Raw genomic sequence first — 15270 nt, forward strand, 5'->3', positions numbered from 1 at the left:
ATGCAAAAATACTGTAGCATGTATAGTTAACTAGCAGTATATTTTTATAAAAATATTCAAATCGTTAAGTTAAAACAAAAAAACTCGCTACAAATAAAAACAAATTTTAGGTTGTGAAGCAGTAAAAAAGAGCATAAAGAGTTGCTTAACCCTGCGGGGCATATAGGGATAAAGAGTATTGTCAAACAGAGACGTAAAAGCATACATAATAAATAGGGAACAGGTTATCAGAAAGAGATGATTGCTCAGCGAAATAGGAGGGACAATGAAAAAGGTAATTGATGTAAGTCAGTTTCAGGGAGTCATCAATTGGGAGGCCGTGCGGCCGCAAATTGATGGCGCCATTTTACGATGCGGATATGGAATGGATCAAGCAAATCAGGATGATGCACAGTTTAAGAGAAATGCCGATGCATGTACCCGATTGAAAATTCCATTTGGCGTATATTTGTATAGCTACGCCGATACAGCAGAACGCGCTGCGTCTGAGGCAGAACATGTCTTAAGATTAGTCAGAGGATATGATCTGTTGTATCCGGTATATTATGATCTGGAGCAGCCCGGTATTGAACAAAGTGCAGCTGCATGCGCGCGCGTATTTGGAGACAGGATTGAAGCAGCCGGATATTGGTGCGGCATTTATGCAGATGCTAATTGGTGGGAAAACTATCTAATAGGCGTGAATCGTTTTACTAAATGGGTAGCGGATTATAGCAATACTCCAGACTTTACGGTTAAAAATGTGGATATGTGGCAGTACACTGCGAATGGACGTATAGATGGCATTGAAACAGCAGTGGATATGAATGAATGCTACCGCGATTTTCCTAAGGAAATCAGGGAAGCAAATGGCGGAAAGGAAGAACAGGAGGTGGCAAGAGTGGAGATCAAGGTGCTGCGAAAGGGAAATCAAGGCAGCGAGGTAAGAGCGCTTCAGATCCTGCTGATTGGCAATGGCTATGATTGCGGAGGCTTTGGTGCGGATGGGATATTAGGAAACGGGACCGAGCGATCTATACGGGCTTATCAAGGAGCCAAGGGAATTGGAGTAGATGGTATTGCAGGAAGCATAACCTGGGCAAGCCTGTTAGGCGTGAGATAGTAAAACGTGTCAAAAAATTCAAATTTGATCAAGTAATATATAACAAGAAGGTATCTTAGAAGAAGGTACCTTCTTGTTTTGAAAAAAGTGTTTATAGTATAAAATAAAATACATGCAAAATAAAAAAACCGCCTACATAAGCGGTTTCAATGAAAAGTGAGGCATCGGGGTTTCGAACCCCGAACACCCAGATTAAGAGTCTGGTGCTCTACCAGTTGAGCTAATGCCCCAACGACTTAACATTATATCAGTCCAGATAGGGAATGTCAAGCATGTACCAAATTTTATTTTGGTAGACCTGGGTAGGAAGGACTCGAACCTTCGGATGCAGGAATCAAAATCCTGTGCCTTACCGCTTGGCGACTACCCAATAAAACCCGGACAGGGTGGGTACTGGGACTCGAACCCAGGACCTCCAGAGCCACAATCTGGCGCTCTAACCAACTGAACCATACCCACCATGAGATAGTCTCTTTGCATTAAAGGGACAACGTGCCTGCAGGGATTCGAACCCCGGACACGCGGCTTAGAAGGCCGCTGCTCTATCCAACTGAGCTACAGGCACATAAAATGCGCTTGTGAGAAACGCGAGGCGAATGAACAGGCTAGATCGGGGTAACAGGACTCGAACCTGCGGCCTCCTGAACCCAAATCAGGCGCTCTAGCCAAACTGAGCTACACCCCGAGACGGCTCCCAACTAATGCATCGGAGATCATTATACTAAATCAAAACAGCAATGTCAACCATTTTTTAGCTAAAATTAGAATAATCCATCAATGTGGCAGTCGCCTTTCCGGAAGATATCTCCAGAAGTGCATATCCTGCATGGCTGCCGCCCCGCGGCGCTGTCAGCGATCCGGGATTCAGATACAGAACTCCGTTTTCGTTAAGGTAAAAAGGAATGTGTGTATGACCGAAAAGAACGATATTTGCCGAGGCATCCTGCGCCTTTTGGCGCAGATAAGAAAGCCCACTTTTAACATGATGCAGATGTCCGTGACACATCAGTACGCGGCAGCCCTCACAGTCAAAAATGCGTTCATTAGGCGCGGCGCTAAGAGGGTCACAGTTGCCGGCCACACCGCTGAAGGCTAGCTGAAAAGCATGATCATACTGCCGTTTCAAAAAATGAAGATCACGGGCATGATCCCCCAAGTGCCATACGCCATCGATAAGCGTATGCCATTGTTCCACTAACAAGCAGGCATCGCGCGTATGCCCGTGCGTATCGCTGAGAATCAAGTAGCGCATAGACTCACACAATGCCGGCAGCATTTAAAAGCTGCAGAAGCGAGCGCAGCGCCTTGCCGCGGTGCGAGATGGCATGCTTGGCCTCCGCTGACATTTCAGCAAAGGTAAGGCCCGTCTGGGGGATCAGGAAAATAGGATCGTATCCAAACCCGTTTTCCCCTTTAGCTTCATATGCGATGCGGCCCTCGACCGTCTCCAGAACAGAGAGCTCGCTTCCATCGGGCAAAACCGCAGACATAGCGCAGACATAGCGGGCCGTGCGTTTTTCCTCGGGAGCAGCGGCAAGCAGATCCAGTACTATTTGATTTTTTTCCGTATACGGCGTGTCCTCGCCAAGCCAGCGAGACGAATAAATGCCGGGCTTTTTATCCAGAAAATCAATCTCAATTCCCGAATCATCCGAGATAACTGTGTCGTGAAATCCGGCCGCTGCGCGCGCCTGCCAGACAGTCCGCGCCTTGATCCGCGCATTCTCAGCAAAGGTCGTTCCCGTTTCGTCAATATCCAGACAGACACCGGCTTCCGCCATGGTCAGGACCTCGCAGACACCGCCTGTCAGTTCCTTGAATTCACGGGCTTTGCCCGCATTTTGGGTTGCCAAAATAATTGTTTTCATAGTTCCTCCGATGTAGTTAATTGATAAAGATAATAAGGCCGTCCGGCCGCGCCGTATACAGGCCGCTTGGCGGCATACCCTGCGGCCGCCACAAGTTCCAGATACTTACGCGCCGTCACATGCGAAACAGCCAGCAGTGAAGCAGCCTCCGAGACGGTGAGCTGCCGCTGGCGCAGCAATGCCATAAGCATACGCTGAAAGCCGATCTGTTCAGCATCCGAAAGGGAGGCAGGCATGAGCAGCTTCCGGCGCTCGCCGGAAAAAAAGAACTGATCCAGCTCTGCCTGTGTCAGAATTGAGCTGGCAGAGAGGCCCTGCTTGAGGGCCAGATAACGCCGCAGGCTCCGATGAAGCCTGCGCAGAGTAAAGGGCTTTAGGATGTAATCGATGGCGCCGAGCTGCTGCGCGCATGTAAAGGTAGCGGCGGAGGTATCGGCAGTGACGGGGAGAAAATCGGTACTGGCTGACTGGCGCAGCGCAAGAAGGAGCTGCGTCACCTCGTCACGATGGGATTGAAGTTCGGCCATGAAAAGATCGGGGAATGGAGTGAAGTCAGGCGCAGGAAGCGCTGAAAACAGCAGAACCTCGGCACCGCCTACCGTCTGCCAGGCTTTTTTCATCTGGAGAGCGGTCGGGGGATGGGGCTCGAAAATCCAAACCGTTAGTTTCATGGCCTAAACCTTAACGGAAGGTGGGAGGCTGCGAATTGCTGTCGCCCCAGAATCCGCCGGATGGATCTGTATCGTCATCCAAGGGCTCGAGGACGAGGCGGATAGAGAGAGGGGCAGAAGCATTGCGGCCTTGAATGACCGTCACGAGAACCGTGTCGCCGACCTCACAGGAGAGAAGGATTTCATTGACATCCTCCATGGAGGTGAGGGACTGGCCGTTGATTTCTGTAATGATATCGCCGGAGCGGAGGCCCTGCTTCTCAGCCGAGCTGCCCGAACGAATGTGATGTACAACGAGGCCGGCCGGGACATGATATAATCCGGCTAAGGATTCAGAAAGAAAAGAGGACTCATCGATGCCGCCAAGCGTCAGATACTGTACAAAGCCTTCTTTTAACAGGGCATTGACAACCTCCTGCGCATGATTGATCGGGATGGCAAAGCCAATTCCTTCCACATCCTCTAAAGCGATTTTATTGGAATTGATGCCGATGACCTGGCCCTGCTCATTAAAAAGAGGACCGCCTGAGTTGCCGGGGTTAATGGCAGCGTCAGTCTGGATATAGGTGCTGGGCGTCTCGGATAGCTTGATCTCGCGCTTAGGGTAGCTGATTACGCCGACGGTTACAGAGTTTTGATAAGTAATCTGATGAGGGCTGCCAATGGCAATTGCAAGCTGGCCGGAGCGCAGCTGATCGCTGTCGCCGAGCTCTGCGATGGTCAGCTGGCTGCTCACTTCTTCAGAAAGCTTGGATCTGTCGATGGAAACAACGGCAAGATCGGACTCCGTATCGGCGCCGACCAGCTGCAGCTCTACCATATCGCCGGTAAAGGTATAGAGATAGATGGATTCCGCATTGGCCACTACATGCGCATTGGTGATGACAAATAAATGGTCGTTTTCTTCTTTGAAAATAACGCCGGAGCCCAGGCCCTGGCCATAGGAGCCCTCATAAAACCCTTCAACCACAAGGGTGACAACGCTGCGCTGGACGCGTTCACAGGTTTCGGAAATGGCGTTGTTATCCTGAACTAAAGAAAGTAGTTTTTGAAAGGAATTTCCGCTGTACCCCTGATCAGCGAGTGAAAACTGCGAGGCCGCCTTGGCCTGATGGCGGGTCAGCACGAAAATGCCGCTGCCGAGAAGGAGGCCAAGGAGAACAGCCGAGCAGAGAGCGAATAAAAAAATACGGCCTCTTCGTTTAGGGGGCGCTTTTTTTTCGGAATCGTTCATGAGTTCCTCCATTTCATTCAATAGAAAAGGAGGGCGTATGCCGGCCCTCCTTTTGTGGGTCTGTTATTGGTTTAGCTCTTCAACCGGAGGTACCTTGAGTACCATACCGGGATAAAGAGGGGTATCAAGCGTCATATCATTATATGCAGCAAAAGCTTCCATCAATGATACATCAGCGCTGTCATAGAAATATAAAACGATACTGGAGAAATAATCGCCATCTTCTACCGTATAATCCTGTACCGTGGTAACAGCAGAGGAATTAGGCTCAGAGGAATTAGGAGAGCTGCTGTCAGGAGAGGAAGAATCGCCTGAATTTTGCTGGCTCTGTGAATCCTGTGAATTGTTGGAATTGGAGGAATTATCAGGAGAAGAAGCATCGCTGTTATTCGAAATATTAGAGTCAATCAGGGTGCTGCTTTCCAAATTAGGAGCCGAAGAAGAATTCTGCGGCGTGTCCTCCTTGCTGAAAGCGGAAATAATGATAATCAAGAGAAGAATCACGACGACGGCGCCGCCAATCAAAAGAGCCAGCTGCTTACGGTTGCTCAGAAGGCGGTCTAAAATGCTTTCCTGATCGTCTTCATCATCGTAAATGGGATCCTCCTGCAAAGGAGAAAGCGTACGGGGACGAGGGGAAAGACGAGCCGGCGTAGGCCTAGAGTCAGGGGAAGCGTCAAAATCGATATTCTCATCCTCCGGTTCTGTCTTGCGCACGCCCTTGGGAATCTTAGAGAGGAGACTCTGACGAGATGTGTCCTCTCCGCTTGGCCGGGTCTTCTTCTCAAAGTTTTCTTTTCTCGGAATGGTAGAGGTGCCGCGTTTGGGAGCCTCTCCGGGAGCCTCCTCCACACGAAGCACCATAAGGGTCATATCGTCTTCGCTGTGGTCGGTCGCCGCTTTCATGATCATGGTAGCAAGCGTGTCTATGGAAGCATCCTTTAAAAGGCGAATCATGCGCTCCATCTCTTCGTTGGAAATGGCATCGGACACGCCGTCTGTGCAGATAAGGAAAGTATCGCCGGGATAGAAAACGAAATATTTGGAGAAGGCTTCCTCCTTAGCATCATAGATATCATCCATTCCCAAATAAGCGGTCAGATGGGAAGAACCTTTGTGAACCTCAGCCTGAGACTGGGAAATGACGCCCAGACGATACATATCGCTGGATTCTAAATGGTCATCCGTGATTTGCAGCATGCGTCCGCCGCGGACAACGTAGATGCGGCTGTCGCCTAAATGAACGGCCAATCCGCGGTTGCCATGCAGGAAGAGTCCGGCAAAAGAAGAGCCCATCTCATCGAGCAGCGCATCATTTTTCTGGCGCTTAAATGCACGATTGGTCTCTACCAAAGCATCCCAGATGCGCTCCTTTTCAATTTTGCCTACATCGGTCAGGGTTGTCTGCAGGTGCTGAAACATTTGCATGACGGCATTGCTGTTCGCAGCGCCGCGTTCACGCGAATCGTCTGTGCCGATTTCGGAATCGCACACGCCGTAAATTTGAAAATCTGCGTGAGAGATTTTATTAAAGACGGATTGCGTATCAGAACCGACATTTACATACCGTCCGTTTACATACATGTTGTCGAGGTTTAATTCTTTTCCCGTTGAAGAAAGGGCATACGCCGCAATTTTTAATTCTTCAGCCATTTGTGCACCACCTTTTCTTTATCTCGTTTAGCTGTTTCGGCTCCAAGAGGTGCCGAAAACATACAATATAAGCCTATTTTCTACATATTATATACTAAAGCCTTCTTAAGTTCAACGAGTTTTTCTAAATTTCGCGATAAGTTATAAAGAATTTACAAATCAGAGACAAAATGACAAGACGCTGCATTTCAAAGGGAAAGCAGCGTCTCTTGTTTTGTCCTCTTAGCCCTGCCAGAGTTCATAGGGCCAGTGCTGTAGACCGTCCCGAAGATTATAGATGCGGGTATAGCCCATGACAGAAAGAACCTGTGCGGCCGGGAGGCTGCGAGCACCGCTGCCGCAGTAAACCAGAAGAGGCTGACGGCGGCCGGGAAAAAGCGCAGACGCCCGGTGAGGAACGCTATGAAGAGGGATGTTGACAGCGCCGCGAATATGGCCTTCGGCAAATTCAGCGGGATCCCGTACGTCTAAAATGCGGCATCCATAGCGGCTGTGAATCAGCTGCCAGGCCTGCTGACAGCTGATAGTCTGATAGTATGGCATGGCAATCACTCCTTTCTCCCTTTAGCATATGCCGCCAGGGAATAAACGGTCAGAAAAAAATGGGTTGACAGGCAAAGAAGAGCACGCTATACTTAGTTAGTCTTTCAAAGTAATTGGAGGGAGGGTACCATGGGAAGCGAACGATTTGTTAAAGAGTTGAATCAATTGTTGGTATCCACCTATCAGACAATTGAAAAGATGGAGCGGAAAATGATCTGCAAAGGAAGCGCAGCCGCTGCGCGGCTCTCGATGGCAGAGATTCATTTGATTGAGGCAGTCGGCAGAGGAAAGGAACGCAAGACGATCTCAGCGATTGCAGAGCGGTTAAATATTACGTTGGCATCGGTCACGGTGGGCGTGAATAAACTGGTAAAAAAAGAACTGCTGCAGAAAAAGCGAAGCGAGAAGGATGGCCGTGTGATCTATGTGAGCCTGACAAGTAAAGGCAGGGCTGTTTACCAGCGGCATACAGATTTTCATATGAGCATGGTGAAATATATTGCTTTGGGGCTGACAAAAGAAGAACAATATGCTATGCTTAGGGGCATACAGAAGCTGCGGGATTTTTTCGCCGGAAAAACGGAGGTTTAGATGGGCTTTACAAGCTTTACGCTGTTAGGAACAGGGAGCCGGCTGCCGAAGCAGGCAGTGACGAATGATGAACTCAGTACCTTTTTAGACACCAGCGATGAATGGATCCGGACGCGCACCGGAATTCGGCGGCGGCATCTGCTTAAGGAGGAGAAGCTGATCGATATTGCGCTGCCGGCTGCACAGCAGGCGCTGGAGAGCAGCGGCACAAAGGCGGAGGAGCTGGACCTGATTATTTGCAGCACGCTGCAGGGAGATTTTGTTTCGCCGGCCTTTGCCTGCGTAGTACAGAAATATCTGGGCGCTACCTGTCCGGCCTTTGATATCAATGCAGCCTGTTCTGGATTTGTCTATGCGCTGGATGTGGCAGCTGGATACTTTGCCAGGGGCCGCGTCAAAAAGGTACTTGTGATCGCAGCAGAGGCAATGAGCCGTTTTGTAGACTGGAGCGAGCGCAGTACCTGCGTGCTTTTTGGAGATGGCTGCGGAGCGGTGGTGCTGGGCGAGGGCGATGACCTGCTTTCGATTCGCCTCACGGCAGACGGCAATGATCAGTCGCTGGTGATTCCGCATGAAAAGGGCAGCTGCCCGTATACACAGCCGCAGGGCGCGGCCTCCGTACTGGCCATGGATGGCCAGGAGGTATTTAAGTTTGCGGTGAGCTCCATTTGCCGGGATATCACGGCGGTCACGGAGGAAGCCGGCATTACGCCGGAGGATCTGGATTTTATGGTGCTGCATCAGGCCAATCAGCGCATCATGGAAGCGGCTGCGCGGCGCCTGAAAATGCCGCCGGAAAAAGTGCCCAGTGTGATTGCAGAGACAGGAAATGTATCTTCGGCCTGCATCCCCATTGTATTGGATGAATTAAACCGAAGCGGAAAACTTGCTAATAGCCGGTATATAGCCCTGGCGGGGTTTGGAGCCGGTTTTACCACCGGAGCCTGCGTGCTGCGGTGTCATAAATAAAACAAATTCAGTTTTGGAGGAAACATCATGAGCATTTTAGAAAGAATCAACAAAATCTTAGTGGAGCAGGACATTACCGAGAATACGGTGACGATGGAAACCACGTTTGATGAGCTGGACATCGATAGCCTGGCGGTCGTTGATCTGACCATGAGCTGTGAAGAGGAGTTCGATATTGAGCTGGATATCGACTCAGAAAGCGTGCCCAAGACGATTGGCGACATGGTAGAGAAGATCGCAGAATTAACGGGCGAAGAAGCCTAACCTTTTAAGTAAGAGTTCGCCTGCAGTTATGATCCATCTGCGGCGAACTTTTTTAATGCGGGAAGAAAGAGGAAAAGATGATTAAAACGTCGATTTGTGAGTTATTGGGAATTCAGTATCCCATTTTTCAGGGTGGCATGGCATGGATCGCCGACAGCAGCCTGGCGGCCGCCGTATCCAATGCCGGAGGGCTGGGCATTATTGCGGCAATGAATGCAGATGCGGCCTGGCTGCGGGAGCAGATTCACGAGGTGCGCCGTCTGACCGATAAGCCCTTTGGCGTCAATGTGATGCTGATGAGCCCCTTTGTAGAGGAAGTAGCGCAGCTGGTGATGGAGGAAAAGGTGCCGGTCGTGATCACAGGCGCCGGGAATCCGGCTAAATATGTAAAGGACTGGAAGGCAGCCGGGATCAAAGTTATACCGGTGGTTGCGTCGGTAGCACTTGCTAAGATGATGGCCAAGCGAGGCGTCGATGCCGTCATTGCAGAGGGCGGTGAATCCGGCGGACATGTGGGCGATTTGACGACGATGGTACTGGTTCCGCAGGTGGTAGACGCTGTGGATATTCCGGTGCTGGCCGCAGGCGGCATCGGCGATGGCCGCGGTATAGCAGCAGCCTTCATGCTGGGAGCAGAGGGCGTACAGGTGGGAACGCGCTTTTTGGTCGCTCATGAATGTACAGTGCATCCCGCTTATAAGCAGCGAATCCTAAAAGCGAAGGACATCGACACCATGGTGACGGGCCGCCGTTTGGGGCATCCGGTGCGTGCCATCCGCAATGCTTTCACCAAGGAATACCTAAAAAAAGAATATAACAGCAATATTTCCGATGAAGAGCTGGAGCGCATGGGCGCCGGTTCGCTGCGTAAGGCGGCGGTGGAGGGCAATGAGCAGGACGGCACATTTCTGGCCGGTCAGATTGCCGCGATGGTCACAAAGGAGCAGCCGGCAGCGGAGATCATCCAAGAGATGTTTGAAGAAGCAGAGCAGGTGCTGGGAGGCGCGGCAAAATGGCTAAGATAGGTTTATTATTTGCAGGGCAGGGCGCTCAGTACCCGGGTATGGGACGTGACTTTTATGAGCAAAACGACGCAGCGCAGCGCATCTTTCGGATCGCGGATCAGCAGCGGCCCGGCACAAGCGCGCAGTGCTTTGCCGGCACCAAGGAAGAGCTTTCCGTAACAGTCAACACGCAGCCCTGTGTGTTCGCCGTCGATCTGGCGATTGCCGAGGCGCTTGCCTTTGCCGGCGTCAAGGCGGAGGCCGTGGCCGGCTTCTCGCTCGGCGAGCTGGCAGCGCTCACCTTTGCCGGTGCATTCTCCGCAGAGGAGGGCTTCCGGCTGGTACAGAAAAGAGCGCAGCTCATGCAGGAGGCTGCCGAGGCGCATCCCAGTCAGATGGCTGCTGTGCTGAAGCTGCCGGCAGAGACCGTCGAGGCGATCTGCCGCGAAGTGGGCGATGTGTATCCGGTCAACTATAATTGTCCCGGGCAGGTGGCCGTGGCCGGCGCGGCCGGCAAGATGGCGGCGTTTACCGAGAGGGTCAAGGCAGCCAAGGGCCGGGCAGTTGTGCTACCGGTGAGCGGAGGCTTTCATAGCCCGTTCATGAAAACGGCAGCGGAGGGCTTTGCGGCAGAGCTGGCGCAGATCGAGATGAAAACGCCGAAAATAAGCGTGTATGCCAATCAGACAGCGCAGCCCTATACAGAGGGCGAGGCGATGAAGCAGACGCTGGCAGCGCAGATTGAGAGTCCGGTGCTCTGGCAGAAAGCGCTGGAAAATATGATGGAGAGCGGCATTGATACGATGATCGAGGTGGGTCCCGGCAAAACGCTGTTTGGGTTTGTGCAGCGGCTGGCGCCGGATTTTGCCGTATATCACTGTGATACAATGGAGAGCCTGCAGGCCATCATCAGTGAGCTATAATGGGAGGATAGTATGAAAAATAAGCTGGATAGCTTATTTTTCATACGGCTTATTTGTGCCGGAGCGTCACAAATAAGCTTTGATGGCAGCCGAGAAATCGCATTCGCGAATTTCTCGGCGCCCCGTCGCAACGTTCCGATGTATTCGGAACGTTTATGCTCCGGAATGGAGGGTACCATGACTTTAGAAGGAAAGACGGCCATTGTCACCGGCGGATCCCGGGGGATTGGCAGGGCGATTGCACTTAAGCTTGCGCAGCAGGGCGCCAAGGTGGCGATTGTGTATGCCGGCAATACGCAGGCAGCGGAGCAGACGGTTTCGGAGCTTGCGGCGCTGGGCAGCGAGGCCAAGGCATATCAGTGCAATGTGGCTGATTTTGAGGCGGTTAAGCAGCTTTGCAAGACGATGCTGCAGGAGCTGGGGCCGGTTGATATCTTGGTGAATAATGCCGGAATCGTCAGAGATAAGCTCGTTCCGCTGATGAAGGAGGAGGATTTTGACGCTGTGCTGGCGACCAATTTAAAGGGCGCTTTTAATATGACGAAAAATCTGTACTCCAATTTTATTCGAAAAAAAAGCGGACGCATCATCAATATTACTTCGGTGGTAGGACTGATGGGCAATGCCGGGCAGGCGAATTATGCGGCGGCCAAGGCGGGGCTGATCGGATTCAGCAAGTCGGTAGCCAAGGAGCTGGCTAGTAAAAATGTCACCTGCAACTGCATTGCGCCGGGCTTTATTGAAACGGATATGACGGCGCAGCTGGACGAAAAAATGAAGGATTTATATGCACAGAGCATTCCGCTTAAGCGCATGGGGAAGGCTGAGGAGATCGCTGAGCTGGCAGCATTTCTGGCGTCTGAAGCGGCCGGATACATTACGGGAGAGGTCATCCGTATAGACGGCGGTCTGTGCATGTGATAAAGCAGAGCATACATGAAAGGAGACCGGACAATATGGAGCGCAGAGTAGTCATCACAGGGCTGGGAGCCGTAACCCCTGTGGGAAATACGGCGAAGGAAACATGGGAAGGCCTGCAGCAGGGACGCCGCGGGATCGACCATATTACTAAATTTGATACGGCGGAGTATAAAGTAACAGTAGCGGCCGAGGTCAAGGACTTTGATCCGCTGGTATGTATGGATAAGAGCGAGGCGCGCCGTACGGATCTGAACTGCCAGTATGCGCTGGCGGCGGCCAAGGAGGCCATGGAGGACAGCGGCCTAGGTCAGGAGGGACAGATCGATCCCGAGCGGCTGGGCGTCTATATCGGCAGCGGTATCGGCGGGATCCAGACGCTGGTCTCTGAGACGGAGAAGCTTTTAAAAAGCGGGCCGAAGAGGATTTCTCCGTATCTGGTGACGATGATGATCAGCAACATGGCCACGGGACTCGTAGCGATTGAGTATCAGGCGAAGGGGCCAACCCTGCCGATTGTAACGGCCTGTGCAACCTCCAGCCATGCGGTGGGAGAAGCGTACAGAGCCATTCATCACGGCTATGCAGACGCGATCATTGCCGGCGGCACGGAGGCCGCAATTACGCCGATTGCCATTGCCGGCTTTACCAATTGTATGGCGCTGAGCAAAAACCCAGACCCTGCCACGGCCTGCATCCCGTTCGATGCACGGCGCGATGGATTTGTCATGGGAGAGGGCGCCGGCATTTTGGTGCTGGAGGAGCTTTCTCATGCGCAGGCCAGGGGCGCGCATATCTACTGTGAGATTACAGGCTACGGCAATACGGACGATGCGCATCATATCACGGCGCCTGATCCGGAGGCCGATGGCATTACTCGTGCGATTCGCATGGCGGCAGAGCAAAGTGGGCTGCAGACGGCGGAAGGGCTGTATATCAATGCACATGGCACCTCCACACCTCTAAATGACAGCAGCGAGACGCTTGCCTTTAAAAAGGCGCTCGGAGAAGAGGGCGCACGGCAGGCGGCCATCAGCTCCACGAAGTCTATGACGGGCCATATGCTGGGCGCCACGGGCGCAGTAGAGGCATGCGTATGCGCGTATGCGCTGCGCGATGGCAAGATCCCTCCGACGCTTGGTCTGGAGCAGCCGGATCCGGCCTGTGATCTGGATTATACGCCGGGCACGGAGGCAAAGGACTTTGACGGAAAATGGGCGATGTCTACCAATTTAGGCTTTGGCGGGCATAATGCCTGTCTGGTGTTTCATAAGTATGAGAATGGAGACGTCTGAGAATGAATATGCAGGAATTAAAAGAGCTGGCGTCCTTGATGCAGGAGTACCAGCTGACGAAGGTGGCGCTTTCTGCTGACGGAGAGGTAACCATGGAAAGGCAGCCAGCCGCCGCCAGTCTTCCGCTGCAGGCGGCGGAAAAACAAATGCCACAGCAGATATCTGTCCCCGAAGGAGAGCGGGAGCCGGTGGAGGCGCCTGACGGCAGGGTGATCTGCGCGCCGATGGTGGGCGTGTTCTATACGGCGTCTATGCCGGATGCGGATCCGTTTGTCAGGCCGGGTGACGTGGTGAAGCCGGGGGATACGCTGTGTATTATTGAGGCGATGAAGCTGATGAACGAGGTCTGCGCAGAGCAGGCCGGTGAAATTGCAGAGGTGCTGGTACAGAACGGACAGCTGGTGGAGTATGGGCAGCCGCTGTTTAGACTTGTGTAAGCAGGTGATGAGATGATTATGAACCGAGAAGAGTTAAAAAAGGTGCTGCCGCACCGCGAGCCAATGCTGCTGGTGGATGAGGTGGAGGCGCTGAATGCGGATGAGGCGGAGGGACGCTATACCGTGCGGGGCGACGAGTGGTTTTTGCAGGGGCATTTTCCGGGGAATCCGGTGGTGCCGGGCGTGGTGCTGTGCGAGATTATGGCGCAGACCTGCTGTGTGCTGCTGACGAGTAACGAGGTAGGCTCAACGCCTTATTTTACGCATATGGATAAAGTGAAATTCCGCAAGATGGTAAAGCCGGGCGATACGATTGTGACAAAATGCAGGATCAATAAGCGCCGGGGCAATTTTTGGTTTGCCGAGGGCAAGGCGTTTGTAGGGGATCAGGTGGCAGTGCAGGGAGAATTTGCGTTTGCCCTGATTCGATAAAGCGATAAGGACAGGATGGAGAATGGCATGTTTCCTAAGATATTGGTAGCAAACAGAGGAGAGATTGCGGTGCGGATCATTCGTGCCTGCAAGGAGATGGGCGTGCAGACCGTGGCTGTGTTTTCGGAGGCAGACCGCGATGCGCTGCATGTTTCTTTGGCAGACGAGAGCTACTGCATTGGCGGCGCCAATGTGCAGGATAGCTATCTGAATATGGCGGCGCTGCTGACTGTGGCAGTAGAGTCCGGAGCGGCGGCCATCCACCCGGGCTATGGCCTGCTTTCCGAAAATGCGCAGTTTGCCCGCTTGTGCGAAAAATGCCGCATCCAGTTTATCGGCCCTTCGGCGGCAGTGATCGAAAAGATGGGCGATAAGGAAGCGGCGCGCCGAAGCGTGGCGGCGGCGGGCGTGCCGATTATCGAAGGCTGCGACCTGCTGCGCGATGCAGAGATGGCCGTGCAGGAGGCCAGGCGAATCGGCTGTCCGGTGCTCATCAAGGCGCGTTCCGGCGGCGGCGGAAGAGGTATTCGGCTGGTAGAAAAGCCTGAGGAAGCCAGAGCTGCCTATGAGGCCGCGTATCAGGAGGCCAAGGCCGCGTTTGGCGACGGGCAGTGCTATATGGAGAAATTTTTAACCAAAACGCATCACATCGAAGTGCAGCTGCTGTGTGATCAATACGGCAATGTGATCACGCTGGGGGAGCGGGAATGCTCCGTGCAGCGCAAAAATCAGAAGCTGCTGGAGGAGAGCCCTTCGCCTGTGATTGACGAAAGAACCCGTGAGCGGATGGCGCAGGCCGCCCGCAGAGCGGCAAAGGCTGTAGGCTACAGCGGTGTCGGTACGATTGAGTTTTTATATACAGATGATGGTCAGTTTTATTTCATGGAGATGAATACCCGGCTTCAGGTAGAGCATCCGGTCACCGAGTTTGTGACGGGAGTTGATCTAGTGAAATGGCAGATCCGGGTAGCGGCCGGGGCGGAGCTTCCGTTTGCCACGCATCATCTGGCGCTGCAGGGGCATGCGATTGAATGCCGGATCAATGCAGAGGATCCGGCGCACGGAAACCGGCCCAGCTGCGGCAAGGTGACGGATCTTCATATTCCGGGCGGACCATGGGTGCGCTTTGATACGGCGTTATATCAGGATTATACGATTCCGCCGTATTATGATTCTATGATCGGCAAGCTGATCGTGTTTGCACCCACAAGAGAAGAGGCAGTGCGCAAAATGCGCGCGGCCTTAGGGGAACTGCTGATTGGCGGCGTGGCGACCAATATCGACCTCCAGCTGGAGATCCTCAGCACGCCGGAGTTTCTGCAAGGCAATTATCATACAGATTTAATGAGGATTCGAGGATGCTAAG

The 15270-nt window shown here is 52.7% G+C and carries 17 protein-coding genes and 5 tRNA genes; 11 read left to right on the top strand and 11 right to left on the bottom strand.

The genetic code is table 11. The features are described 5' to 3' along the window. Positions 1–265 precede the first annotated feature (265 nt). Positions 266–1102, top strand: a complete 837-nt coding sequence (locus tag HFE64_00800) for a hypothetical protein (protein ID MCI8632014.1) — start codon at positions 266–268, stop codon at positions 1100–1102. 157 nt (positions 1103–1259) lie between these two features. On the opposite strand, the gene HFE64_00805 is transcribed toward HFE64_00800, so the two are convergent. The 11 genes from HFE64_00805 to HFE64_00855 form a co-directional block, all read right to left on the bottom strand. Continuing rightward, positions 1260–1332: transfer RNA gene (locus tag HFE64_00805), tRNA-Lys, on the bottom strand. Between the two features lie 68 nt (positions 1333–1400). Further along, positions 1401–1472, bottom strand: a tRNA-Gln gene (locus HFE64_00810). A gap of 15 nt (positions 1473–1487) precedes the next feature. After that, a tRNA-His gene (locus HFE64_00815) sits at positions 1488–1561 on the bottom strand. 32 nt (positions 1562–1593) lie between these two features. Next, positions 1594–1667, bottom strand: a tRNA-Arg gene (locus tag HFE64_00820). 45 nt (positions 1668–1712) lie between these two features. Then, positions 1713–1787 (bottom strand) — tRNA-Pro (locus HFE64_00825). Positions 1788–1853: 66 nt separating this feature from the next. Then, complete coding sequence (locus HFE64_00830; GenBank protein MCI8632015.1) at positions 1854–2354, bottom strand: metallophosphoesterase; 501 nt, start codon at positions 2352–2354, stop codon at positions 1854–1856. 4 nt (positions 2355–2358) lie between these two features. Further along, positions 2359–2970, bottom strand: a complete 612-nt coding sequence (gene rdgB / locus HFE64_00835; protein MCI8632016.1) for an RdgB/HAM1 family non-canonical purine NTP pyrophosphatase — start codon at positions 2968–2970, stop codon at positions 2359–2361. Further along, positions 2967–3641 carry a DeoR family transcriptional regulator gene (locus HFE64_00840; GenBank protein MCI8632017.1) on the bottom strand — a complete coding sequence of 225 codons (675 nt, stop codon included), beginning with the start codon at positions 3639–3641 and terminating at the stop codon, positions 2967–2969. Before HFE64_00840 ends, rdgB begins: the two co-directional genes overlap by 4 nt. 10 nt (positions 3642–3651) lie before the next feature. Next, positions 3652–4875 (bottom strand): trypsin-like serine protease, encoded by a 1224-nt coding sequence (locus tag HFE64_00845; protein MCI8632018.1) that lies wholly within the window; start codon positions 4873–4875, stop codon positions 3652–3654. 63 nt (positions 4876–4938) lie between these two features. Next, positions 4939–6528, bottom strand: coding sequence for a SpoIIE family protein phosphatase (locus tag HFE64_00850; GenBank protein MCI8632019.1), 1590 nt, complete (start codon positions 6526–6528; stop codon positions 4939–4941). A 222-nt stretch (positions 6529–6750) separates the two neighbouring features. Next, positions 6751–7071 (bottom strand): rhodanese-like domain-containing protein, encoded by a 321-nt coding sequence (locus tag HFE64_00855; protein ID MCI8632020.1) that lies wholly within the window; start codon positions 7069–7071, stop codon positions 6751–6753. Positions 7072–7200: 129 nt separating this feature from the next. On the opposite strand from HFE64_00855, the gene HFE64_00860 reads away from it, so the two are divergent. The 10 genes from HFE64_00860 to accC all read left to right on the top strand — a co-directional run bounded on the left by HFE64_00860 (position 7201) and on the right by accC (position 15269). After that, a complete protein-coding gene (locus tag HFE64_00860; GenBank protein MCI8632021.1) occupies positions 7201–7662 on the top strand; it encodes a winged helix DNA-binding protein in 462 nt (153 codons plus the stop codon). After that, positions 7663–8631: a ketoacyl-ACP synthase III gene (locus HFE64_00865; GenBank protein ID MCI8632022.1), complete on the top strand. Its 969-nt coding sequence runs from the start codon at positions 7663–7665 to the stop codon at positions 8629–8631. A gap of 24 nt (positions 8632–8655) precedes the next feature. Further along, positions 8656–8895: an acyl carrier protein gene (locus HFE64_00870; GenBank protein MCI8632023.1), complete on the top strand. Its 240-nt coding sequence runs from the start codon at positions 8656–8658 to the stop codon at positions 8893–8895. 77 nt (positions 8896–8972) lie between these two features. Continuing rightward, on the top strand, positions 8973–9920 hold the full coding sequence (fabK, locus tag HFE64_00875) for an enoyl-[acyl-carrier-protein] reductase FabK (GenBank protein ID MCI8632024.1): 948 nt from the start codon (positions 8973–8975) through the stop codon (positions 9918–9920). Then, a complete protein-coding gene (locus HFE64_00880; protein MCI8632025.1) occupies positions 9908–10822 on the top strand; it encodes an ACP S-malonyltransferase in 915 nt (304 codons plus the stop codon). Before fabK ends, HFE64_00880 begins: the two co-directional genes overlap by 13 nt. 177 nt (positions 10823–10999) lie before the next feature. Next, the gene (gene fabG, locus HFE64_00885; protein MCI8632026.1) at positions 11000–11743 is read left to right on the top strand and encodes a 3-oxoacyl-[acyl-carrier-protein] reductase; all 744 of its coding nucleotides are present in this window, start codon (positions 11000–11002) and stop codon (positions 11741–11743) included. Between the two features lie 35 nt (positions 11744–11778). Beyond that, a complete protein-coding gene (gene fabF, locus HFE64_00890; GenBank protein ID MCI8632027.1) occupies positions 11779–13035 on the top strand; it encodes a beta-ketoacyl-ACP synthase II in 1257 nt (418 codons plus the stop codon). Between the two features lie 2 nt (positions 13036–13037). Beyond that, the gene (gene accB, locus HFE64_00895; protein MCI8632028.1) at positions 13038–13472 is read left to right on the top strand and encodes an acetyl-CoA carboxylase biotin carboxyl carrier protein; all 435 of its coding nucleotides are present in this window, start codon (positions 13038–13040) and stop codon (positions 13470–13472) included. 18 nt (positions 13473–13490) lie between these two features. Next, positions 13491–13904 carry a 3-hydroxyacyl-ACP dehydratase FabZ gene (fabZ, locus tag HFE64_00900; GenBank protein MCI8632029.1) on the top strand — a complete coding sequence of 138 codons (414 nt, stop codon included), beginning with the start codon at positions 13491–13493 and terminating at the stop codon, positions 13902–13904. 27 nt (positions 13905–13931) lie between these two features. Beyond that, a complete protein-coding gene (gene accC, locus HFE64_00905) occupies positions 13932–15269 on the top strand; it encodes an acetyl-CoA carboxylase biotin carboxylase subunit (protein ID MCI8632030.1) in 1338 nt (445 codons plus the stop codon). Position 15270: the final 1 nt, after the last annotated feature.

Source organism: Lachnospiraceae bacterium, from assembly GCA_022794035.1.
Classification (GTDB): Bacteria; Bacillota; Clostridia; order Lachnospirales; family Bianqueaceae; genus CALWPV01.

Excerpts from the sequence above, each read along its gene's own strand:
- HFE64_00800 (MCI8632014.1), top strand. The coding sequence starts at position 266 with ATGAAAAAGGTAATTGATGTAAGTCAGTTTCAGGGAGTCATCAATTGG.
- HFE64_00830 (MCI8632015.1), bottom strand. The coding sequence starts at position 2,354 with ATGCGCTACTTGATTCTCAGCGATACGCACGGGCATACGCGCGATGCC.
- rdgB (MCI8632016.1), bottom strand. The coding sequence starts at position 2,970 with ATGAAAACAATTATTTTGGCAACCCAAAATGCGGGCAAAGCCCGTGAA.
- HFE64_00840 (MCI8632017.1), bottom strand. The coding sequence starts at position 3,641 with ATGAAACTAACGGTTTGGATTTTCGAGCCCCATCCCCCGACCGCTCTC.
- HFE64_00845 (MCI8632018.1), bottom strand. The coding sequence starts at position 4,875 with ATGAACGATTCCGAAAAAAAAGCGCCCCCTAAACGAAGAGGCCGTATT.
- HFE64_00850 (MCI8632019.1), bottom strand. The coding sequence starts at position 6,528 with ATGGCTGAAGAATTAAAAATTGCGGCGTATGCCCTTTCTTCAACGGGA.
- HFE64_00855 (MCI8632020.1), bottom strand. The coding sequence starts at position 7,071 with ATGCCATACTATCAGACTATCAGCTGTCAGCAGGCCTGGCAGCTGATT.
- HFE64_00860 (MCI8632021.1), top strand. The coding sequence starts at position 7,201 with ATGGGAAGCGAACGATTTGTTAAAGAGTTGAATCAATTGTTGGTATCC.
- HFE64_00865 (MCI8632022.1), top strand. The coding sequence starts at position 7,663 with ATGGGCTTTACAAGCTTTACGCTGTTAGGAACAGGGAGCCGGCTGCCG.
- fabK (MCI8632024.1), top strand. The coding sequence starts at position 8,973 with ATGATTAAAACGTCGATTTGTGAGTTATTGGGAATTCAGTATCCCATT.
- HFE64_00880 (MCI8632025.1), top strand. The coding sequence starts at position 9,908 with ATGGCTAAGATAGGTTTATTATTTGCAGGGCAGGGCGCTCAGTACCCG.
- fabG (MCI8632026.1), top strand. The coding sequence starts at position 11,000 with ATGACTTTAGAAGGAAAGACGGCCATTGTCACCGGCGGATCCCGGGGG.
- fabF (MCI8632027.1), top strand. The coding sequence starts at position 11,779 with ATGGAGCGCAGAGTAGTCATCACAGGGCTGGGAGCCGTAACCCCTGTG.
- accB (MCI8632028.1), top strand. The coding sequence starts at position 13,038 with ATGAATATGCAGGAATTAAAAGAGCTGGCGTCCTTGATGCAGGAGTAC.
- fabZ (MCI8632029.1), top strand. The coding sequence starts at position 13,491 with ATGAACCGAGAAGAGTTAAAAAAGGTGCTGCCGCACCGCGAGCCAATG.
- accC (MCI8632030.1), top strand. The coding sequence starts at position 13,932 with ATGTTTCCTAAGATATTGGTAGCAAACAGAGGAGAGATTGCGGTGCGG.